The following is a 21,261-nucleotide window of genomic DNA, read 5'->3' as shown; positions in this document are numbered from 1 at the left end:
CAGACCGCTCGCGCCGGCCGGATGGCGGGGCGCTGGCTCTTGCGGCCCGCAACGATCATGCTAGCACGGAGATGAACCGAATTCTCGAAGGTTCGATGGGAGATGATGATGGAGCAGCCCGGCAGGAATCTCCGCCCGATCGACGCAGCGAAGATCGCGTCGATGGTGATGTTTCTCGTCGTGCCTCCCGTACAGGCGCAGCAGGCGGAGACGGATGTGACCTTCGTCTTTGCCACGGACGTCCATGCCTGCCGCATGGCGGAAGGCCTCTCGCCGGATTGCCAGGCGGAAGGCAAGACGGATGCGGCGCTTCTGCGGCACATCCGTGCCCTGAACGGCCTTCCGGCCCAGCTCTGGCCAAACATGATCGCCGGCGCACCGAGCGGGCTGACAAGCGCCGGCCGGATGGTCGGTCCGCCCGCCGGTCTCGTCCTGGGCGGCGATATCACCGATGATGGCGGCGGGCAGGTGGCCATGCCAGGCGAGGGGTGGCAACTGCGCCAGTTCAGTCAGCGCTATGCCCAGGGAACGGACCCCCAGCACGTGCACATGCCGGTCTATGTCGGCCTCGGCAATCACGATCTCGACCAGGATGGTCCACCGAGCCATCCCGACTGGTACCGACGGGAACTCCGCGACTATGTCGAGGTCAATCACCGTCCGAGCGTCTTTTTCACGCCATCGCTTCCCGCCGACAATTACGATGTCGATTCGGACAATTACGCCTGGAACTGGGGACGGCTTCACCTCGTGCAGCTTCAGCGCTTCGGCGGCGATGACCGGAAGGGTGCCGTCAGCGGGCTCGACTGGCTGAAGAAAGACCTTGCGACCTCCGCGGCCGACGGGCGTCCCGTCGTTCTGTTTCAGCATTATGGCTGGGACGCGTTCTCGATCGAGCGCTGGGATGCCGGCCACGAGACCTTCGACGATCAGGGAACCGGCGAGCCGCATTGGTGGAGCGACGCCGAGCGGGCGGCACTTCTCGATATTCTGAAGGGCTACAACGTCATCGGCATCTTCCATGGCCACGAGCACGATACGCCGATGGCCTACAAGGTCGGCGGTATCGACGTCTTCAAGCCGAAGGCTGCCTTCAAGGGTGGCTTTGCGGTCGTCCGGGTGACGGAGACGCGCATGGAGGTCGCTCTCGGGGAGGCCGTCGGCGAAGAGGGGGGCGTGACCTTTACCACCGGCTTCTCGAAAAGCCTTGCCGGCAGGTAACGGGTGCGCGCGTCAGGATCGCCGCTTGCCTTGGGACAGTGCGATCCCGGCAAGGACGAGGGCGACACCCAGTCCCGTCGGGAGAAGGGCGGTCGGCACCGAGAGAGCGAGGTCGAGAAGGACGCTGGAGACCATCTGACCGCCGATCATCATCAGGGCGGTGTTGACCGCGCCGATCCGCGCGATCACCCAACTGCCCGCGGCAACGAAGACGACGCCGATTGGCCCACCGAGATAGTCGTACCACGGCACCTGTCCCACACCCTCCGGTAGCAGACCCCCGAGCGCGAGGCCGAGAACCGTCAGGAAAGCGAAGCCGACGACGTGGTTCCAGAAGGATGCGATGAGAGGCGACGTCGAGAGGCTGAGGCGCCCGTTGATCTGGCGGCTGATGCCGATGAGGATGCCGGCCGAACAGGCAAGAAGGACCGCGACGATCATGCCGGATTCCGCCCTTCCAGGATAATGAGCGCGCTTCCGGCAATGATCAGAGCGAGAGCCACAAGGTTGCGGGCCGTCAGCCGCCGCTTCGGCAGGCCGAAGAGACCCCAATGATCCGCTGCAAGGCTGAAGATCGCCTGTCCGGACAGGCCGAGCGACAGGGTGCCTGCAAGGGCGAGCGGCGAGTTGACGGCGGTCGATGACAGCATCACCGTCGCTGCACCGGAGAGGCCGCCGAGATAGGCCCAGAGCGGCGCGGGGGGGCGGCCCTCCGTCATCACGCGACCGCGCCGGTAAAGAAGGCCGAGAAAGACGATCGCTGCGATCGTGCCCGTGCCATGGGCCGTCCAGGATGAGAAGAGCGGATTGCCATAGCGGGCAAGTTCGCCGTTGAAATGCACCATCAGCGTCAGCAGCCCGCCCGCCGAAAATGCCGCGAAGAAGACGAGCGGACGCGGGTTTTCGAGTGGCGAGGTGGCTGTCATGACGATCCTCAACGGTCTGCGGATGCGGCATCACTCGGGTATCCCGCCGAGTCGCGCAAGTCCGATGAAAAACAGGCGGCGAAGACCAGGGTCGTCGAAGCCGTAGCCGCTTGCAATCGGCCCTGAGAGGCGAGCGGTGCTCCCATACGGAAAAGGCCGCCCGCAGCACTGTGCGGACGGCCCTTGCAAGGTATCGAGGAGGCTGCTCGGATCAGGCCGACAGCTTGGCCGCAATCTTGGCGACATGCGCGCCCTGATAGCGTGCGCCTTCGAGTTCGATTTCGGAGGGCATGCGCGAGCCGTCACCACCGGTGATCGTGGAGGCGCCATAAGGCGTGCCGCCCTTGATCTCTTCAAGGCCCATCTGGCCCTGGAAGGCGTAGGGCAGGCCGACGACGACCATGCCGTGATGCAGCAGCGTCGGAATGAAGGAGAGAAGCGTCGATTCCTGGCCGCCGTGTTGGGTGGCCGAAGACGTGAAGGCCGATCCGACCTTGCCGACGAGCGCCCCGGAGAACCACAGGCCGCCGGTCTGGTCGATGAAGTTGCGCATCTGCGAGGCAAAGCCGCCATATCGCGTGCCGCAGCCGAAGATGATCGCGTCGTAATCGGCCAGTTCCGCCGCCGTTGCAATCGGTGCGGCCTGATCCATCTTGTAGTGCGACGCCTTGGCGACATCGTCCGGGACGAGTTCGGGTACACGCTTCACGACGACGTCGGCACCTTCTGCCTTCGCACCTTCCGCGACCGCATAGGCCATGGCTTCGATGTGACCGTAGGCCGAGTAGTAGAGAACCAGAACTTTTGCCATCGTCATCTCCTAAAGGATGGGCGTAAATGCAGTAGCGCCTCTGTAGCACGTCCCACGGACGCTGTCAGAAACGCTGGGGATAACAGACTGTTCGCTAATATTTGACAATGGCCATCTCAAGATGAACGATGGACCCCAAGAACGCACGAATTTGAACGAGGGAATGCAGGATGACCACGGAAACGATCGTAACGGCCGCCATGCTGGCCATCGGTGATGAACTTCTTTCCGGCCGGACCAAGGACAAGAATATCGGGCATCTCGCCGATCTTCTGACCATCTCGGGCATCGACCTGAAGGAGGTGCGAATCGTTGCCGACGACGAAGAGGCGATCGTCGCTGCGCTGAACGGTCTCCGCGGACATTACGACTATGTCTTCACCTCGGGCGGCATCGGCCCGACCCATGACGATATCACGGCAGACGCAGTGTCCCGCGCCTTCGGCGTCGAATGCATCCACGATCCCGAAGCCATGACCTTGCTGGGGGACATGTATGCCCGTCGAAACCTGGAGTTCACCGAGGCGCGCCGCCGCATGGCGCGCATGCCGAACGGCTCGACGCACATTCCGAACGCCGTCTCCACGGCGCCGGGGTTCATCATCGGCAATGTCTATGTCATGGCCGGCGTTCCCCAGGTTTTTCAGGCGATGCTCGAAGCCGTGCTGCCGACGTTGAAAACGGGCGCCACCGTCCTGTCGCGCTCCGTGCCGTCGCCCTTCGGCGAGGGCGATATCGGCGGGCCTTTGGGTGAGGTCCAGAAGGCGCATCCGGACACCAGCATCGGCTCCTATCCAAAATTCGACGGCACGTCCTTTTCGACGGAGCTCGTCATCCGCGCCCGCGAGGAAGCGGTGCTCGCAGCAGCGGAAGCCGATGTGCGGGCCATGCTCGATGCCATTGCGGCCAGCCGGCGCACCTAGCCGTTCCGGTCGATCGCCGCGAGGATATCCGGCACGGCGGAGAGATCCGCCACCTGAAAAAAGCGCGGTTCATCGACCGGCGCCTCGGCGTGCTCGTGCACCCAGGTCAGGTCGTGCGGGATGAAGATGGCGCTGCCGCCACAGGCAAGCACCGGAAGGATGTCGGACTTCAGCGAGTTTCCGATCATGACGCAGCGGCGCGCATCCACGCCATGTCGGGCGAAGATGCCGCGATAGGTGGCGTCCGTCTTGTCGCTGACGATCTCGATGCCGTCGAAGAACGGCCCGAGACTGGAGGCGGCAAGCTTGCGTTCCTGGTCGAACAGATCGCCTTTCGTGATCAGCACCAGCCTGTATCGACCGGCCACGGCCTCCAGGGTGTCGCGTGCCGCCGGCAGCAGATCGACCGGATGGCGCAACATCTCCCGCCCGATCTCCAGAATGCGCCCGACGACATGACCCGGAAGCGTGCCATCGGTCAGTTCCAGCGCCGTTTCGATCATCGACAGCGTAAAGCCCTTGATGCCGAAACCATAGAGCGCGAGATTGCGGCGCTCGGCCGCCAGCAGACGCGCGGACAGATGGGCCGCGTCGCAGTGATCGGTAAGGAGCGCCGCGAAGGCTTCCTCCGTCAGGCGATAGAACTGCTCGTTCTGCCAAAGCGTGTCGTCGGCATCGAACCCGACCAGAAGCGGCGAGGCCTCCGCCCGCGGCAGGGCTTCACGTGCCGTCATGGCGCCGCCGCGATGGAAAAGGGGAGGTCGACCGAAGCAGTCTTGCCGGAATGGGTGTCGTTCAGATGGTAGCGCAACACATAAGCGCCGACCGGCGCCTCGCTGACATCGAGCGTCAGAGTCGCGAAGATTTCCGAATTCTTGCTGACCCCGTTGAAGATAAAATTCCCGAACGCCTTCTGGCTGCCGAGAACGGCGCCCTTGTCGTCCAGAAGATCGAAGTCCACCGAGAACCGGGTCTCCAAACGATCCGGCGTGGACGCCGGCTTCCAGGTCAGTCCCAACGGCTCGATATAGGCGACGATCTTCTCTCCCGGCTTGAAGACGCTGTTGGGCCGAGGCTCGAACATGCCGAAGCCGGAGGGATCGCCCGTAACGAAGGTCGCCGTGCCCACGGCGAACGGCAAGCCGGCTAGAAAATCGCTCATGGCATCGCGGATGGCGGTGCGTGCCCCTGCAGCATCGCCGGCGGTGGCCATTTGCTCGGCACGCGAGGCGGCATCCGCGAGCGGTCCGGCAAGCGCAGACCCGCAAGCAACACCCATGACCGCCGCCGCCACGCAAAATGCCCGCGCCGTTTTCGAAATCGACCGCATCTCTCCCCGTCCTCCCAAGCTTCGACAGTGCCACTCCCCGGCAGTGTCCGGCATAACCGCCTCATCCCGCACGAAGTTTCGCAATTTGCCGAGATGAGTCAAGCCTGACGCGGTGCGGTTGGCCTCGCATGGCATCCTCGCCCGGTCTGTGGCATAGCATCCGGCATATCGGCGGCATCATGGACTGCGCTGCCGCCGCGATTGACCGGGAACGAGAGGGACAGGGCGATGAGCTTCAGGCAGGATGTGGACGCGGCAGCGCTGGCCTTGCGCGAGCTTTTCCCTGAGACGCCGTTGCAGCTCAACGACCACCTCAGCGCGCGATATGGCGCGAAGATCTACCTCAAGCGGGAGGATCTCTCGCCGGTGCGCTCCTACAAGATCCGCGGCGCCTTCAACTTCTTCCGGAAGGCGATCGCCGCCGGTGCGCGCGACCGGATCTTCGTTTGCGCTTCCGCCGGCAATCATGCGCAAGGCTTCGCCTTCGTCTGCCGCCACTTCGGCGTCGAAGGCATCGTCTTCATGCCGGTCACGACGCCGCAACAGAAGATCGACAAGACGCGGATGTTCGGCGGCCCTTTCATCACCATCAAGCTCATCGGCGACATCTTCGACCAGTGCTACAGGGCCGCGCGTGAGCATGTGGAGGCGACGGGCGGCATGATGGTGCCGCCGTTCGACCACGCCGATATCGTCGAAGGGCAGGCGACCGTTGCCGCGGAAATCGCTGCGCAATTGCCGGAGGGCGTGATTCCCGACATGGTGATCATGCCGGTCGGCGGCGGCGGCCTCTCCGCCGGCATGACGGGCTATCTCGACGGCAGCGTCGATCCGAACGGCTTCGTCTTCTGCGAACCGGAAGGCGCGCCGAGCCTCAAGCGCAGCCTGGAGACGGGGGCGGTGGTGACGCTGGAGCAGGTCGACAATTTTGTCGATGGCGCCGCCGTCGGCAGGATCGGCGACCTGAATTTCGAGCGGCTGAAGCACTTTTCCGCACGCCAGACGCTCCTGTTGCCGGAAAACGCGATCTGCGTGACCATCATCGAGATGCTGAACCTCGAGGGCGTCGTGCTGGAGCCTGCGGGGGCGCTCGCGATCACCGCGCTTGCCGAACTGGACCCGGTCCAGCTCGCCGGCAAGACCATCGTGGCTGTGGTATCCGGCGGCAATTTCGATTTCGAGCGGCTGCCCGACGTCAAGGAGCGGGCGATGCGGCATATGGGCCTGAAGAAATACTTCATTCTCCGCATGGCCCAGCGTCCCGGCGCGCTCAAGGATTTCCTCGGACTTCTCGGAGACGAGGACGACATCGCCCGCTTCGAATATCTGAAGAAGTCTGCCCGCAACTTCGGCTCGATCCTCATCGGCATCGAAACCAAGCGCCCGGAAAACTTTCCGAGGCTGATGGCGGCCTTCGACGGAGCGGGCCTGAAATATCAGGACATCACCGACAACGATATCCTGTCCAATCTCGTGATCTGAAGGCAGCTCTCCGGCTTCGAAATGCTGGACGATGTGCCGACACTTTGACAACGACATCCACCAAGGCTAAATCTTTCTCATGGCATCGTTTTTTTCCCGTCTCTTCGGCCGCAGCGCGTCCGAAACCGCTCCAGAAGCCGCCTCCGGCTCGACCGAAACCTACGGCGATTGCCTGATCCGGGCGACGCCGATGAAAGAGGGCAGTCAGTACCGGCTCTCCGGCGTCATCGAAAAGACTGTGGGCGGACAGACCGTGTCGCGCAGCTTCATCCGGGCCGATATGTTTTCGTCTTCTGACGAAGCCTCATCGGCGGCGCTGCGCAAAGCGCACCAGATCATCGACGAAAACGGCCCGTCGCTTTTCTCGGACGGTGCCGCGTCCCGCCAGGTCTGAGCCATCACGGCGCGCGGTCGATGCGGCAGTGATAGCAATTGTTTCGCGACGAGCGGACATGCACATAAGAGATGTCCGGCCGCGCCAGCATATCCGATGCGCGGGCGGCGATCGCCTCGGTCAGGGTGACCGCGCCGGACCCGTAGACGATGCGATCGTTTTCGTCATAGCCCCTGACGATATAATCCGGACTGCTCAGAATCGGCGGCAGTGTTTCCTCCGCACCATAGCGGGCGCAGGGTGCCGCATGCAGGAAGATCGGCCCACTCTCCGCATAGGCCTGCAGCGTGGGAAATGCCCTGTAGGCAAGGAGCAAGGCTGGTTCTCCCTGTGCGATATCCTCAAGGCAATGCCGGCATGGGTTGCCATCGCCGTCCGAAACGAAGCGTTCCGGGGCAAGGTCGTAGGCGTCTGTCCCGCCATTCCAGATATGCATAGCATCGGCCGTCGGCATGGCGGTAAAGCGGATCTTCGTCATGATGGTCTCCCTGATGGTTCAGGGATCATGACCAGACGGCTGCGCAGGCGACACCCGTTTCCGGACGCCTAAAGTTTCGCGACGAGCGCGAGCAGTTCGTCTTCGCTCAACGGGACGAGCTGATCTTCCCGGGTGGCGACCGGAGAAAAGCCGAATCGCTGGTAAAGCTGGATGGCACGGGGATGGTCGAGGTTGTTCGTCTGGACCTTGACCACTTTCGGGCCATAGCTCCAACAGCCATAGAGCGCCTGCAGCAGGAACCACTTGCCGAGACCGAGGCCGAGTGCGCGCTCAAACAGACCGAAATGCGTCAGCTCGACCGTGTCTTCATCCACATGCAGCACTTCGAAGAAACCGGCCGGCGCGCCGTTGACGTAAAGCACGGTCACGCAGTTTCGCTTGTCGTGAAGCACGGCGGTCAGCGCCTCGTCGTCGAGACGAAGGCGGTCGACCCAGTGCCAGCGGCGACCGACCTGCAGATAGAGGAACCGGTAATAGGCCGGTGGGATCTCGGCGACACGCATCAGCGCCGTCTGGATATTCACCGGAAAGGGCAGGCTCTGCTTCGGCGCTGCCCTCATCTCCAGTTCGGTGATGTGGATCGTTACCGGCTGCCCCGGCGTGAGAACGACCCCGGCATCTGCCTGCGTGTTGGTTTCCGTGGCATTTCCTGCGACTGCGTCTACCAATTCCATGCGTGTTCCACTCTTCCCACTCAAGGCTTGCTGGCCGCTCAAAGCTTCTGGCCGGTCAAGGCCAATCGGCCGCTCAGGGCTTACCGGTTGCGATCGCGGTATCCGCGCGACTCCCCCATTCCGACCAGGAACCATCGTAGAGCGTATTATCGCTGTGTCCAAGAGATTGAAGCGCCAGCGTGATGATCGCTGCCGTGATACCGGAGCCGCAACTGGTGACGACCGGTTTTTCGAGATCGATCCCCGCGTCCGCGGCGAGTTTCTGCAACGCGGGCAGAGACTTGAAGTGCCCGTTCGTGGCGAAGCTGCCGGCCGGCAGACTGCGAGCCCCCGGCATATGGCCGGAGCGCATGCCGGCGCGAGGTTCGGCTTCCTCGCCGGTAAAGCGGCCGAGGCTGCGGGCATCCGCGATCTGGCGGCTGCCGTCGCCGACGATCTCCGTCATCTGGTGAAACGACGTAACGGCACTCTCATCGAAGGTCGGGGTGAAGACGGCCGGGGATACGGCTGTCGCCTCTGGCGTCACCGGCCGACCCTCGCTCGTCCACCCATCGAGGCCGCCGTCGAGCACATAGACGTCAGGCGCGCCCATGACGCGAAACATCCACCAGGCTCGAGGCGCGGAGAAGAAACCGGGCCCGTCATAGACGACGATTGTGTTCGTCTCGGAGATGCCGAGCGCCCCGACAAAAGCGGCAAAAGCCTCCGGGCTCGGAAGCGTGTGCGGCAGTCCGCTGGCTGCGTCCGAGATCGCGTCATGGTCGAGAAAGACCGCGCCTGGAATGTGCCCGGCGGCATATTCGGCCTTCGGATCACGCGTGTGGGCCGGCAGATACCAGGAGGCGTCAATGATCCGCAGGTTGGCATCGCCGAGGCGCTTCTGCAGCCAGTCGCTGCCGACGACGAATGGACTTTTCTCTTCACGCATGCTGGCAGATCCCTTTTGACGGTGGAATGATGTTGCTGAAGATGAGGTTGCTGAAAATGTGGGTGGCAGAGACAGGGCGACTTCAGGCCACCGGCTCGGGAGAGCCGAAGCGAATGCGGAAGCGCCGGTTCTCCTTGCCCTTCTTCTCGATCTTGGCGATGTGGATCTCGCCCACCTCCTGTGTTTCCGACACATGCGTGCCGCCGCAGGGCTGGCTGTCAATGGCGGCATCCTCGCCGATGCAGACCAGGCTCACGCGGCCAAGACCGACAGGCGGACGAACGTTCTTCGATTTGACGATGTCGGGGTTGGCCAGAAGCTCCTCGTCGGAAATCCATCGCAGCGTTATCGGATGGTTTTCCCGAACCAGCGCCATCATCTTCTCGGAGACGTCGTCCTTGTCGATCGTCTCGCTCATGTCGAAATCGACCCGGCTCTCGTCCTCGCCCACGGCCGCCCCCGTGATGGGGTAGGGGCACACGACGGAGAGAAGATGGCAGGCCGTATGCATTCGCATCAGCTTGTAGCGCCGTGGCCAGTCGATATGTGCGACGATCTCCTCGCCCGCCGCCGGCCTCGGTTGATCGGCGGCGGGGACATGCACAATGATGTCCTTGGTCGCACCCGTCCGCGTGGTCGCAATCTCGATTCGGCTGCCGTCGGCACGCTCCAGGAAGCCGCTGTCTCCCGGCTGACCGCCGGACGTCGCATAGAAACAGGTGCGGTCGAGCACGATCCCGCCGTCGTGGAGGACATCGGTCACCCGTCCTTCGCAGGTCGAGAGATAGAAGTCGTCGCGAAACAGCGCGACGGTCTGACCCGCCTGGGGTGGCGTCATGGCGTCAGGCATTGCCGGCCTCGTAGGGAATGTCGATCTTGCTCTGCCGGATCAGGAACTCCGGAACCGGCAATCCCTTGGACTTCAGGAAGTCCGGGTTGAAGAGCTTGGATTGATAGCGGTTGCCGTAGTCGCAGAGGATCGTCACGATCGTGTGTCCAGGCCCCAGGTCGCGCGCCAACCGGATCGCGCCGGCGATGTTGATGCCCGAGGATCCGCCGAGGCAGAGCCCTTCGTTCTCGATCAGGTCGAACACGAGGGGAACCGCTTCGGCATCCGGAATGCGGTAGGAATAATCGGGCGTGAAGCCTTCGAGGTTCGCCGTGATGCGGCCCTGGCCGATGCCTTCCGTGATCGAGCTGCCGGGAGAAGCGAACGCGCCCTCGGTGTAGTAGCTGAACAGGGCGGCGCCTTCCGGATCGGCAAGGCCGATCTTGATGTCCGGATTGAAACCGCGCAGGCCCTCGGCTACGCCGGCGAGCGTGCCGCCGGAGCCGACGGCGCAGATAAAACCGTCTACCTTGCCGTCGGTATCGCGCCAGATTTCCGGCGCGGTCGTCTCGACATGCGCTGCCCGGTTCGCCGTGTTGTCGAACTGGTTTGCCCAGATGGCGCCGTTCGGCTCGGTGCGGGCCAGCTGCTCGGCAAGCCGTCCCGAGAGTTTGACGTAATTGTTGGGATTCCGGTAGGGCACGGCGGGGACTTCGACCAGTTCGGCCCCCAAAAGCTTCAGCGCGTCCTTCTTCTCCTGGCTCTGCGTCTCCGGAATGACGATAACGGTGCGATAGCCCAATGCCTGCGCCACCAGCGCAAGGCCGATGCCCGTATTGCCGGCGGTCCCCTCGACGATGACGCCACCCGGGCGCAGCGCACCGGCACGTTCGGCCGCGCGGATGATCGAAAGGGCCGCGCGATCCTTCACCGACTGACCGGGATTGAGGAACTCGGCCTTTCCGAGGATCGTGCAGCCGGTGGCGTCCGACGCCGATTTGAGGCGTATGAGGGGCGTATTGCCGATGGCGTCGAGGACGGAATTCAATGCGGGCATATCTGGGACCTCTTGGCGGAGAATCGCAATGGGAACATCGGCGGGCTTCAGCGCAACATAGCCGTGCAGCAGGCAGCGGCAAGGCCGGCGATGATGGGAACCGGGGTTCGGGGTGACTGTCCGTTCGTTTTGCCTTTGCAAACCGGCCGCTACAAGAAAAACGGTTTTGCCGAAGACGTCTTGGGCGCAAATTCTGTCTTCAAACGGACGGCGCAATTTTCGGTGATCCACGGGCGAGACAGGATCGTAAGAAAACATTATCGTCTGAGGGAGGCCTCGGGAGGGGACGGTGGATAGGGTGTGATGACGACAAGCGAATTCGATACGGTGGATGCGTTGATGGCGCATTATGCGGCTGGCATTCTGCCGGAGCCCGCCCGCGTCCTCGTCGCGGCGCATCTGGAACTGAAGCCGTCAAACCGCCAGACGGTCGCTGCATTCGAGACGGCGGCCGGCGATCTGATGGAGACGCTCGATCCAGAGCCTATCAGCGATCCTGAGAACCGTATCGCAACCATCCTGTCCAGTGCTCCTCTCCAGCATGCAGCGTACACCGCGCCGTGGCATGCCGAAAAGGAGGCCGAAAAGGACGCCTGGCCGAGAGCGCTGCGGGATTTTGCGGGATTCGATCGCGACGACGTGCCTTGGCGCTGGAAGCTTCCGGGCCTCAAGGAATATACGCTCGGCAAGATCGATGGCTGCGACGTCTCGTTCTACCGGATTCGGCCTGGTCGGGCGATTCCCGAGCACACACATGAAGGTTTCGAACTGTCGCTGGTGCTGCACGGCGCCTTCAGCGATGTCAGGGGCCGATTCGGCCGCGGTGATATTTCGGTGGCCGACGACAGCCTCGACCATCGACCGGTCGCCGAAAGCGGCGAGCATTGCATCGTCTTCGCGGTCACGGATGCACCGGTCAAGTTACGCGGGTCTCTCGGCCGCCGCCTCAGCGATCTGATCGGCTGAAACGCCGCAGTCTGGTCGCCTTTCCGGATCGGGCGCCTGCTCTATTTCATCGTTCAATCACCAAAACAGGCTGTCCGCACAGACTTGGGAGAACTTTCATGTCGTCTTTCGTCGCACGTCCGGAACATGGTCTTGCCTGGGTCACCGGCGCAAGCTCGGGAATCGGGCGGGCTCTGGCGCTCAAGCTCGTCGCCGAAGGTTTTGGGGTGGTGGTCACCGCCCGCAGCCATGACAAGCTGGTGTCCCTCCAGCGCGAGGCGACCGGTCCGGGCCGCATCATCGTGCTCGACGGTGACGTCACCGATCCCGCCGACATGGAGCGGGTGATCGCCTCGATCGAATATGATCACGGCACCCTGGCACTGGTGGCGCTGAACGCAGGCGTCTTCAAGCCGGTCCATGGCGAGGATCTGCACCTTGAGGATTTTCAGGAGACGTTCTCGGTCAATCTCAACGGCGTCGTCAACTGCCTGCTGCCGGCCATTCGTCACATGAAGGCCCGCAGCCAGGGACAGATCGCGATCGTTTCCTCCGTCACCGGCTATGGCGGTCTACCGACGAGCGGCGCTTATGGTGCGACGAAAGCGGCTCTCATCAACATGGCCGAAAGCCTGAAGTTCGATCTGGACAAACAGGGCATCCGCATCCAGGTGGTCAATCCCGGCTTCGTCGATACGCCGGCGACGAAGGAAAACGCCTTTCCCATGCCGGCTCTGGTCTCGCCGGAAGAAGCGGCAGGCGCGATCGTCGCGGGTCTTCAGGGCTCGGGCTTTGAAATCACCTTCCCGAAGCGCTTCACCTACGTCCTGAAAGCCGTCAATATCCTGCCCTATTGGCTCTATTTCCCTTTGGTGAATGCCGCCACGGGCTGGAAGAAGCGTCCCTCGGTCAAGGCGCCGGCGCCGCGCGGAAAGCCGGAAGAGCCTCAGGCCGTGTGAAGCACGACGACGGCACCGAAGACCAGCGCAAGACCGACCCAGCCGATCGGCTTCAGCTTCTGCTTGAAGAGCAGTCGTGCGCTGATCGCCGTTCCGAAGATGCCCGTCGCGCCGAGAATGCCATAGGCGACGGCAAGGTCCATGCCGCGGACGGCTTGCGCCAGGAAGGCGAACGCAATGAGCACCAGCAGAATGGACAGGACGCCCCAGCCCTTGCGGGAGAAGCCTTCGGACTTGCTGGAGGCAAGGTTCGCCGCGACGTCGAACAGGCCCGCCAGCACGGCGAGGAGGAAGGGCAACTCAGGCACGCTCATCGGCAGCTCCTGACGTCGCGGTTCCATGGTCCTCGCCCGCATTGACGAGAATGATGCCGAGAACGGCCATGCCGAGGCCGATCAGTTCCCGCAGGCTCAGATCGTGGTGGAAGAAGAACACCGACACCAGCGTGATCAGCGCAATGCCCGATCCTTCCCAGATGGCATAGGCAACGCCGACCGGAAGTGTCCGGACGGCTTTGGCCAGACAGACATAGGAGAGGGCGATCGCCACATACATGACGATATAGCCGGCCATTCCGCCATTGACGCTGGCCGCCTTCATGACGGTGAGACCGACGACCTCGATCAGGATCGCCAATGCGAGATAAAGCCAGGCAAGCCGGCGGGCGCGCCGCGGGCCGGTGGGCGGGTCAAGGGTCATGATCTCTCAGGCGCTGGGGTCGATCGCTTCGCGTAGCTGACGTTGCATGCGCTCGTCCAGCGGAAATGTCCACATCAGCGCAATGGCGCAGAGCTTCAGGACCACGGGCACCCAGGCATAGAGCACAGCCAGCGCGAATAGGGCGCCCGGCGTGTTGACGGCACCCCTGGCGGGATCGAACCCCACTGCCGACAGGAGCGGGAAGACGAGGCCGGCACCGATCGCAAGCGACAGCTTCGTCGCCAGTCCCCAGGCCGCAAAATAGAAGCCGCCCCGCTGTTCGCCGGAGACGGCCGTATCCGCATCGATGACATCGGCCTGGATCGACGGCGGGAGCGCGAGATCAAACCCTAAGAGAATGCCGGTGACCACGCAGATGGCGCCGAAACCGTACAGACTGCCGGTGGCGAGAAACGGCGCCAGCAGGAAGACGGCACAGGCAACGAGCATGGCAACGGCCCAGGCGCGATGCTTGCCGAAGCGGCTGGCGCAGGCGCTGGCGAGCGGGATACCCGCGATCGCGCAGAGAAAGTAGAGAAAGAGCAGCGGCCCGCGCATCTCCGGCAGGCCGAGCCGTGCGGAGACGAAATAGAGAAACAGCGTGGCCGGAATGCCGTTGGCAAGCCCGTTGAGGAAGTAGGCGAGCACCAAGCGCAGGAACGGCTTGTTCGACACCAGAAAGCGCAACGCTTCCGGCAGCGACAGTCGCGTCTGCGTGCGGTTCGCAGGTTCGGGCACCATGCGAACGGTAAGGCCCCCGAGGACGAGCAGGCCGATACCGACGAGGATGCCGAGAACGGCGAGACCGGACAGTCCTTTCTGCTCGAAACCGATCGCAAAGGGCAGGATGATCGCGATCAGCGTGCCCATCAGCGTAAAGGTCTCGCGAAAGGCGGAGAGGCGCGTGCGCCCGTGATAGTCACCGACGAGTTCCGCCCCCCAGGCGGAATAGGGCACCATGGCCATGGTGAAGCCGAGCGAGACGACGCACCCCCAGACCCCGAGCCATCCGGCACCCGCCGTTTCCGCCGGCCAGTAGAGCATCATGGCGGCAAGCGCTGCGACCGGGAGCGACAACAGGAACAGGAGACGGCGCCGGCCAAAGGCCGGGTCCATGCGGTCTGCGGCATAGCCGACCAGCGGGTCCGAGACGGCATCGAACAGCCGGATCAACAGGATGACCCATCCGGCCGTGGCGATCGGCATACCCAGCGTTTCGGTATAGTAGGTCGGCACGAGCGAGTAGAGCGGGAGCCCAAGCGCTGCGAGCGGTGCTGCGGGCAGGGCATAGGCAAGAAGAATGCGCACCGGCAGCTTTGCGTCTGCGTGACGGGCGGTTGCGCCCCGCCCGTCCGAAGGCTCATTCATAGACGACCTGTCGCACATCGATGTTCTTTGCCCGGAAACCGGCCTCGCAATAGAACAGGTAGAATTCCCAGAGCCGCTTGAAGCGGATGTCGAAGCCGAGTGGCTCGATTTTCGGCCAGACCGACCAGAAGCGTTCCCGCCATTCGGCAAGCGTGCGGGCATAGTCGAGACCGAAGCCGAGGTCGCCGACCATGGTCAGCCCGACCTTGGAGCCGAGCGACACCAGATGCTCGCGCGTCGGCAGCATGCCGCCGGGAAAGACGTATTTCTGAATGAAATCCGGATTGGCACGATATTCGCGATAGGATTCCGGCTTGATGGTGATGATCTGCAACCCGGCGCGACCGCCCGGCTTCAGGCAGCGGCGCACCTGCGAGAAATAGGTGGGCCAGAATTTTTCCCCAACAGCCTCGAACATCTCGATAGAGACGACCCTGTCATAGGTGCCTGTCTCGTCGCGATAGTCCTGAAACTTGATATCGACCTTGTCGGTCAATCCGGCCTTCTCCATGCGGGCGCGGGCGAAATCCAGCTGCTCGCGGCTGATTGTGAGGCCGGTGACACGGCAGCCGATTTCGCTCGCCGCATATTCGGCGAATCCGCCCCAGCCGCAGCCGATTTCGAGCACATGATCGTCGGGCCCGATGCCGGCGGCATCGGCGAGGGCCTTGTATTTCGCTCTCTGGGCCGACTGCAGGTCCTCGGCGCCATTCGCGTAGAGCGCCGAGGAATAGGTCATCGACGGATCGAGCCATTGCTCGTAGAAAGCGTTGCCGAGGTCGTAGTGAGCGGAGATGTTCCGTTTGGAACCAGCCTTGGTGTTCGCGTTCATCCAGTGACGCAGTTTCTCGACAAGGCGAAGCACACCGCGCGCACCATTGGGGAAGTGACGACCCATTTCCGCATTGACGAGAAAGAGCTCGAGAAAAGCGCCGACATCCGGGCTCTCCCAGTCACCATCCATATAGCTTTCCGCCACGCCGATGGTCCCGTTCGCCAAGGCGCGCTGGGGCAGGTTCCAGTTGTGCAGCGTCACGGCGGCCTCCGGCCCCGGTGCCCGCCCCTTGATCACGAACGTCCGGCTGTCGGGGAGCGTCAGATGCAGGCAACCCGCTTCCATATGGACGAGACCGCGAAGTACCATCTGAGCTTTCGCAGGCAAGCCTTTGATAAAGCGAGAAATATTGTCTTTTGACAATCGCTCCGCGGGCGATTTCTCATCGCGCCATGTCTCAGCTGAACGCATCGCACAACCTTTCGGCAAATATCGAACTTACACAAAATAGCCTTATTCGGCCGGGCTGCAAGTCTTGGGGTGGGAGGTGGGTTGTGGCGAAAGCCGGCGGGCGACCGGCGTCTCGCGGCGCAGATCGTCGGTCCAAACGCTCGTCGGTCCCGGCGGTGCGGGCCTCGGGATATACCGTGCGCCTTTCCACCACAGCTTGGCCGCTTCCCAGTGAATGCCGGCTACGATCTTCAAGGTGAGATGCGGGATCCGGCCGACAAGACGCAGAAGAGTGCCGGTGGTCAAAGGCTTCGCCCGGCCGGAGAAAGTCGCGGAAAGCACAGGCCCCTCCGCATCCGTCTCGAGGATGCGCCAGCGGATGTCCTTGCCCGGCGGGATCATGCGGAACCGGTAGCGCATCGCCATCGGCATGAAAGGCGACACATGAAAGATCTTGTCGCATTCCTGCCGGATGCCGGCCGCACTGACCTGCCCGTCCGAGATCGGACAGACATAGGTGTGCCGTTCGCCGAAGGTGTTGCGCACCTCATAGACCAGCGCCACCAGCGCATCGCATGCGTCATACGCGTAATAGACGGCAATGGGATTGAAGACCCAGCCGAGGATGCGCGGATAGCAGACGAGAAGCACGCGGGCCGCCGGAACGGCAAGCCCAGCCTCCTGCAACAGGCCGTCGATATAGACGCGAAGCGAGATGTCGTGTCGACCGGAGTGATCGCTCTGGTGAAAAGAAATCAGATTGAACCGATCGACGGAGAACACGCGACTGAGCGTTGCTGCCGCGGCGAGCCGGTCGAGATCCACCATCAGTGAGAAGACGCCGTAGGAAAACCGGTGTCCCAACGGTTTCATCCGCTGGTGCATCACAGTCCCGGCATAGAGCAGCGCCGATTCCGCCGGCGGCCCCTGCAGGCATCCTTCGTCGGTGAGCCTATGGGTCATTCCGCAGCTTCGGCGAAGACGGGAGCCGACGCAAGCCGCCAGGGGATCACGCCGCCGAGCGCCTCCGCGGCTGCGAGGCCCGACGACAGACCGTCTTCATGGAAACCGTAGCCCGTCCACGCACCGGCAAAGAACGTGCCGTTGTCGCCCTGGATAGCCTTCAGGCGGCGCTGGGCATCGACGGATCCGGCGTCGAACTGCGGATGGTCATAGGTGAATTCTGAAAAGACGAGGCGCGGATCGGGTTCGCGTTCGGGGTTCAGCGTCACGAAGAGCGGGCAGGCGGGATCGATCGCCTGCAGGCTGTTCATCCAGTAGGTCACCGCCACCTGCGTATCGGCACCCGGACGGGTGGAGCGCAGATAATTCCAGGAAGCCCAGACCTTCCGGCGCTTGGGCATCAGGGCGGCATCCCGGTGCAGGACGACGCGGTTGGGCTTGTAGGGCACCGCATTGAGCACCGAGCGTTCCTCCGGCGTGGCATCGGCCAGCATGGCGAGTGCCTGATCGGAATGCGCGGCAATGACGATCTTGTCATAGACCCGCACCGTTCCGTCGTTCTCGGTCACATGAACCTTGCGCCCGTCGCGTCGGATGGAGCGGATGCCGCAGTCGAGCTTCAGGCGGTCGCCAAGCGGCGCGAGCAGCTTGTCGAGATAGACGCGGCTGCCGCCGGCCACTGTGCGCCACGGATGCGGTGTCGCATAGACGAGGCGGTGATTGTCGAAGAACTGGATAAAATGATCGGCTGGAAACTCCAGCATTTTCGCGGCAGGCGCCGACCAGATCGCGGCTGCCATCGGCAGCAGATAATTGTTGGTGAAACCGGGCGAGAACCGACGCCAGTCGAGATAGTCGCCGATCGACATTTCGGACAGCCGGCCCGCATCGCGATCGACAAGGCAGATCTTGTTGAAGCGCAGAATCTCCTTCAGCATCAACAGGAAGGAGGGGCGCAGCATGTTGCGCTTCTGCGCGAACAGGCCGCTGAACGGACCCCCGCGCCATTCCAGTGCGCCATGATCGAGCGAAAGCGAAAAGCTCATGCTGCTCGGCAGCGTCTCGACGTCCAGTTCGGCAAACAGCGCCTTCAGGTTCGGATAATTCGGCTCGTTATAGACGATGAAGCCGGTATCCACCGCGATGCGTCGGCCATCATAATCGACCTCTACGGTCGCGGTATGCCCGCCCGGCCGTTCGGCCTTTTCGTAAAGCGTGACATCGTGAACATCGCGCAGGGCCCACGCGGCCGAGCTGCCGGAAATGCCGGAACCGACCACGGCGATCGACAGTCTTCCATTCGTTCCAGAGAGGCCGGCGGGAAGGGTGGGGGTCATGCGGCATCCTTGATATTGCGGTAGGCGGCAAGCGCGCGGTCCCGCGCCTTGGCATGGTCGACGATCGGCTCGGGATAGGTGTCGCCGAGCTTGACACCGGCTTTGGCGAGAACGGCGGCCGGGGCATCGAACGGATGATGGATCCATTTGCTCGGCATTTCGGCCAGTTCCGGCACGTGCTCGCGGACATAGAGCCCATCGGTGTCGAATTTCTCGCCCTGCGTGATGGGATTGAAGACGCGGAAAAAGGGAGAAGCATCGGCGCCGCAGCCCGCCACCCACTGCCAGTTCATGGCATTGCTGGCCGGATCGGCGTCCACGAGCGTATCCCGGAACCAGCGTTCGCCGCGCCGCCAGTCGATCAGCAGATCCTTCACCAGAAAGGACCCGACGATCATGCGAACGCGATTGTGCATCGTCCCATAGCGCCACAGTTCCCGCATCCCGGCGTCCACGATGGGAAAACCGGTCAGGCCCTTCTTCCAGCGATCGAAATCCTTGGCGCCCTTCGTCCAGCCAAGCCTGTCATATTTCCGGTTCAGGCTCTCGGTCGGCATATCGGGATTGTGGAACAGGAGGTGATAGGCAAATTCGCGCCAGACGAGCTCCTTGCGGAAGGTGATGACATCGGCCGTGTCGGCTTTGGAGAGACCGCGCGTCGCGTGCCAGATGCGGGCAGGGGAGATCTCGCCCATCGCAAGATGCGGCGACAGCCGCGACGTTCCCGCCTCCCAGGTCCGCTCCCGCGATGCGCGATATCCGTCGATGGTGCTCTCGGTGAAGTCCTCGAGCTTTTCGCGCGCGGATGTCTCGCCCGGCTCCCACCGCTCCGCAAAATCTGCGGCCCAATCGCGCTTCGGCAACAGCCCCCAATCCGCAAGCGCCTCCGAAGATGGAAAACGCGCGGGGGCCTCAAGCGCTTTCGGTGCGTCGATCGGCTCTGGAGGCTCGCCCCCGGCCTCGACCGCCCGCCAGAACGGCGTGTAGACCTTGTAGGGACCGCCCATCTTCGTCTTGACGCGCGAAGGCTCGTGCAGGAGCGCGCCGGAAAAACTCACCACTTCGAGCGCATCGGACGAAAGCGTCTCTTTCAAGGGCTTGTCGATGGCAATGCCGACCGGGTCGTATCGCCTGTTCCAGAAGATGGCGGTGGCACCGGATTCCTGGACGAGCTTCTGAAGAACTGTCTCCGCATCGCCGCTTCGAAGGATGAGATGCGAGCCGAGTTTCTCGATCCGATCCGCGAGAGACGTCAGGGAATGGTGCAGCCACCACGCCTGCGCTTCTCCGAGCGGGCCGGCCTCGGCTTGGTCTTCGCGGATATAGAGGGGGATGACCGGACGACCGGTTTCGGCAGCGGAGGCCAGCGCACGATGATCGTCCGTCCGGAGGTCCTTGCGAAACCATACGATGATGGGAGCCTTGTCCCGGTGATGCACGTCGTCCATCTCAACCCGTCTGTTGCCTTTGGCGGTCTTACGGCCAAGGACGTGTTGTGGATCAAGAAGGTTTCAAAAACATACGCATGCCGCGAAGGCGAGGCCGGAATTCCGAAAAACGTCAGGAGTCAGCAGACGAACCCAATGCCGCCGGAAGAGGACAGACGCGACCGGTTAAGGAGTGTGAGAGACCTGTCCGGTTCGATGCGATACGTCTCGATCGCCGGGCATCCCAATTCGTCGGTGATCTGCTTCGTAAACGTGCTGCCGATCGGCGCCTTTGTCAGTTTCGTTCGGGGCTGCCCGTTATAGGTTATGCTCCCGGGGATCGGCCGCACCTGATAGGGCGTGCAGGCCGTCAACGATAAGGCGCTACAGAGGGCAATGATTGCAGTCTTCTTCATCGATCGCTCCCGGTTTCGTTGGGGAAAGTGAGATCGTGGTTCCTGGGCAGGTCAGCGTCAGAATGCACCACCCGTGACGGGATTGACGACGGGACGATTGCTTTCGTCAGCGACCTCTTCCGGCTTCACGAATGTCGGCGCGATCGATGGGGTCTCGCGGGCGACGGTATCATCCGCTGTCGGTTGAACGTCATCCGGCTTTGCCTGCTCCGCTGTCTGAAGATGATCTTTGCGATTCATGGTCCGTCCTCCGCTTCGACCCAAAACACGGGCCGCGAACGGAAGTTCCATCACAAGAGACGGGATGGCAAACAGGATATCAGGATGCGATAGAAAGACGGCTACGCCGCATGCCATGATCTCAAGAAGAAAATGGCTCCCCGGGCCTCATTCAGGGGCGCAAATTACCGGAAATTATCTAATGAAATCAATGACCCATTTTTTCAAAATGTAGAAGGCGAATGTAGAAACAGCGGTTTTACCCTTTCTGACGCTTTTTCTATGCGGACAATACCCGAAATGATTTTGTATTCGATACATCGCTTTTAGACTGACATCAGCGACCGCCGCTGCGGGAAGCAACGCGTTCAAGTGGCATTGCTAGATGTGCTAAGCATAGAGGTGCGACAGAGGAGCCGATTTACTCTGTCGATACCCTTGGGACGTTTTTAAGAAACGAATCGACCGAGAACGTCCCAAACGTCGGAGTGCTGTTTTCGGAGATGATCGGATCGTCCTCCGGGTCGGGGGTATGCCTCCGCCGAAGGCCGTCTGCCCTGATTTGGTGATTGGCTTTATGTCCATGCCTTATGTCATGCGCTACAATCATTTCCCCTATTGAGGTCTTT

General features: G+C 62.6%; 25 protein-coding genes. 6 read left to right on the top strand and 19 right to left on the bottom strand.

Features of this window, described 5'->3' with window-relative positions; translation table 11 throughout:
* Positions 1–162 precede the first annotated feature (162 nt).
* The gene (locus ASG39_RS18385; RefSeq protein ID WP_162242453.1) at positions 163–1,221 is read left to right on the top strand and encodes a metallophosphoesterase; all 1,059 of its coding nucleotides are present in this window, start codon (positions 163–165) and stop codon (positions 1,219–1,221) included.
* A 12-nt stretch (positions 1,222–1,233) separates the two neighbouring features.
* On the opposite strand, the gene ASG39_RS18380 is transcribed toward ASG39_RS18385, so the two are convergent.
* The 3 genes from ASG39_RS18380 to wrbA form a co-directional block, all read right to left on the bottom strand.
* A complete protein-coding gene (locus ASG39_RS18380; protein ID WP_062596441.1) occupies positions 1,234–1,662 on the bottom strand; it encodes a DMT family transporter in 429 nt (142 codons plus the stop codon).
* Positions 1,659–2,147, bottom strand: coding sequence for a DMT family transporter (locus ASG39_RS18375; protein WP_062596440.1), 489 nt, complete (start codon positions 2,145–2,147; stop codon positions 1,659–1,661). Before ASG39_RS18375 ends, ASG39_RS18380 begins: the two co-directional genes overlap by 4 nt.
* Positions 2,148–2,358: 211 nt before the next feature.
* On the bottom strand, positions 2,359–2,958 hold the full coding sequence (wrbA, locus tag ASG39_RS18370; RefSeq protein WP_062596439.1) for an NAD(P)H:quinone oxidoreductase: 600 nt from the start codon (positions 2,956–2,958) through the stop codon (positions 2,359–2,361).
* Between the two features lie 170 nt (positions 2,959–3,128).
* Between wrbA and ASG39_RS18365 the strand changes: the two genes are divergently transcribed.
* On the top strand, positions 3,129–3,881 hold the full coding sequence (locus ASG39_RS18365) for a competence/damage-inducible protein A (RefSeq protein WP_062596438.1): 753 nt from the start codon (positions 3,129–3,131) through the stop codon (positions 3,879–3,881).
* Here the strand turns inward: ASG39_RS18365 and ASG39_RS18360 are convergent.
* Both ASG39_RS18360 and ASG39_RS18355 read right to left on the bottom strand, forming a co-directional pair.
* Complete coding sequence (locus ASG39_RS18360) at positions 3,878–4,615, bottom strand: HAD family hydrolase (protein ID WP_062596437.1); 738 nt, start codon at positions 4,613–4,615, stop codon at positions 3,878–3,880. The two genes, ASG39_RS18365 and ASG39_RS18360, sit on opposite strands and share 4 nt — an antisense overlap.
* Complete coding sequence (locus ASG39_RS18355; RefSeq protein ID WP_156468196.1) at positions 4,612–5,160, bottom strand: hypothetical protein; 549 nt, start codon at positions 5,158–5,160, stop codon at positions 4,612–4,614. Before ASG39_RS18355 ends, ASG39_RS18360 begins: the two co-directional genes overlap by 4 nt.
* A gap of 279 nt (positions 5,161–5,439) precedes the next feature.
* Here ASG39_RS18355 and ilvA point away from each other — a divergent pair, with 279 nt between their 5' ends.
* Together ilvA and ASG39_RS18345 are read left to right on the top strand one after the other, a co-directional pair.
* On the top strand, positions 5,440–6,693 hold the full coding sequence (gene ilvA, locus ASG39_RS18350; protein ID WP_062596435.1) for a threonine ammonia-lyase: 1,254 nt from the start codon (positions 5,440–5,442) through the stop codon (positions 6,691–6,693).
* A 79-nt stretch (positions 6,694–6,772) separates the two neighbouring features.
* Entirely contained in the window at positions 6,773–7,087 is a 315-nt protein-coding gene (locus tag ASG39_RS18345) for an HlyU family transcriptional regulator (protein WP_062596434.1), read from the top strand.
* A gap of 4 nt (positions 7,088–7,091) precedes the next feature.
* On the opposite strand, the gene ASG39_RS18340 is transcribed toward ASG39_RS18345, so the two are convergent.
* From ASG39_RS18340 to ASG39_RS18320, 5 genes are all read right to left on the bottom strand, one after another.
* Entirely contained in the window at positions 7,092–7,565 is a 474-nt protein-coding gene (locus ASG39_RS18340) for a DUF1203 domain-containing protein (RefSeq protein WP_062596433.1), read from the bottom strand.
* Between the two features lie 68 nt (positions 7,566–7,633).
* Positions 7,634–8,146: a GNAT family N-acetyltransferase gene (locus ASG39_RS18335; protein WP_062596708.1), complete on the bottom strand. Its 513-nt coding sequence runs from the start codon at positions 8,144–8,146 to the stop codon at positions 7,634–7,636.
* 187 nt (positions 8,147–8,333) lie between these two features.
* Positions 8,334–9,188 (bottom strand): 3-mercaptopyruvate sulfurtransferase, encoded by an 855-nt coding sequence (sseA, locus tag ASG39_RS18330; protein ID WP_062596432.1) that lies wholly within the window; start codon positions 9,186–9,188, stop codon positions 8,334–8,336.
* 82 nt (positions 9,189–9,270) lie between these two features.
* Positions 9,271–10,038 (bottom strand): alanyl-tRNA editing protein, encoded by a 768-nt coding sequence (locus ASG39_RS18325; protein WP_244481268.1) that lies wholly within the window; start codon positions 10,036–10,038, stop codon positions 9,271–9,273.
* On the bottom strand, positions 10,031–11,074 hold the full coding sequence (locus ASG39_RS18320; protein ID WP_062596431.1) for a cysteine synthase A: 1,044 nt from the start codon (positions 11,072–11,074) through the stop codon (positions 10,031–10,033). Before ASG39_RS18320 ends, ASG39_RS18325 begins: the two co-directional genes overlap by 8 nt.
* Before the next feature lie 303 nt (positions 11,075–11,377).
* Between ASG39_RS18320 and ASG39_RS18315 the strand changes: the two genes are divergently transcribed.
* Complete coding sequence (locus ASG39_RS18315) at positions 11,378–12,040, top strand: ChrR family anti-sigma-E factor (protein WP_062596430.1); 663 nt, start codon at positions 11,378–11,380, stop codon at positions 12,038–12,040.
* Between the two features lie 98 nt (positions 12,041–12,138).
* Positions 12,139–12,978, top strand: a complete 840-nt coding sequence (locus tag ASG39_RS18310; protein WP_062596429.1) for an SDR family NAD(P)-dependent oxidoreductase — start codon at positions 12,139–12,141, stop codon at positions 12,976–12,978.
* On the opposite strand, the gene ASG39_RS18305 is transcribed toward ASG39_RS18310, so the two are convergent.
* The 9 genes from ASG39_RS18305 to ASG39_RS18265 all read right to left on the bottom strand — a co-directional run bounded on the left by ASG39_RS18305 (position 12,966) and on the right by ASG39_RS18265 (position 20,653).
* On the bottom strand, positions 12,966–13,292 hold the full coding sequence (locus tag ASG39_RS18305) for an SMR family transporter (RefSeq protein WP_062596428.1): 327 nt from the start codon (positions 13,290–13,292) through the stop codon (positions 12,966–12,968). The two genes, ASG39_RS18310 and ASG39_RS18305, sit on opposite strands and share 13 nt — an antisense overlap.
* Complete coding sequence (locus ASG39_RS18300; protein WP_062596427.1) at positions 13,279–13,677, bottom strand: SMR family transporter; 399 nt, start codon at positions 13,675–13,677, stop codon at positions 13,279–13,281. The genes ASG39_RS18305 and ASG39_RS18300 overlap by 14 nt, the downstream gene beginning before the upstream one ends.
* Positions 13,678–13,683: 6 nt before the next feature.
* Positions 13,684–15,045 (bottom strand): MFS transporter, encoded by a 1,362-nt coding sequence (locus ASG39_RS18295; RefSeq protein ID WP_082477355.1) that lies wholly within the window; start codon positions 15,043–15,045, stop codon positions 13,684–13,686.
* Entirely contained in the window at positions 15,038–16,291 is a 1,254-nt protein-coding gene (locus tag ASG39_RS18290) for a cyclopropane-fatty-acyl-phospholipid synthase family protein (RefSeq protein WP_062596426.1), read from the bottom strand. Before ASG39_RS18290 ends, ASG39_RS18295 begins: the two co-directional genes overlap by 8 nt.
* Before the next feature lie 42 nt (positions 16,292–16,333).
* Entirely contained in the window at positions 16,334–17,233 is a 900-nt protein-coding gene (locus tag ASG39_RS18285) for a DUF1365 domain-containing protein (RefSeq protein ID WP_062596425.1), read from the bottom strand.
* Positions 17,230–18,570, bottom strand: a complete 1,341-nt coding sequence (locus ASG39_RS18280; RefSeq protein WP_062596424.1) for an FAD-dependent oxidoreductase — start codon at positions 18,568–18,570, stop codon at positions 17,230–17,232. Before ASG39_RS18280 ends, ASG39_RS18285 begins: the two co-directional genes overlap by 4 nt.
* On the bottom strand, positions 18,567–20,018 hold the full coding sequence (locus ASG39_RS18275) for a deoxyribodipyrimidine photo-lyase (protein WP_062596423.1): 1,452 nt from the start codon (positions 20,016–20,018) through the stop codon (positions 18,567–18,569). Before ASG39_RS18275 ends, ASG39_RS18280 begins: the two co-directional genes overlap by 4 nt.
* A 119-nt stretch (positions 20,019–20,137) precedes the next feature.
* Positions 20,138–20,413, bottom strand: a complete 276-nt coding sequence (locus tag ASG39_RS24350; RefSeq protein ID WP_062596422.1) for a hypothetical protein — start codon at positions 20,411–20,413, stop codon at positions 20,138–20,140.
* Positions 20,414–20,470: 57 nt separating this feature from the next.
* Entirely contained in the window at positions 20,471–20,653 is a 183-nt protein-coding gene (locus ASG39_RS18265; protein ID WP_062596421.1) for a hypothetical protein, read from the bottom strand.
* Positions 20,654–21,261 lie beyond the last annotated feature (608 nt).

Origin of the sequence: Rhizobium sp. Leaf371, from assembly GCF_001424045.1 — a bacterium.
Classification (GTDB): domain Bacteria; phylum Pseudomonadota; class Alphaproteobacteria; order Rhizobiales; family Rhizobiaceae; genus Ferranicluibacter.
Note: the sequence above shows the minus strand (reverse complement) of the source record. Positions and strands in the feature narration are given on the sequence as shown.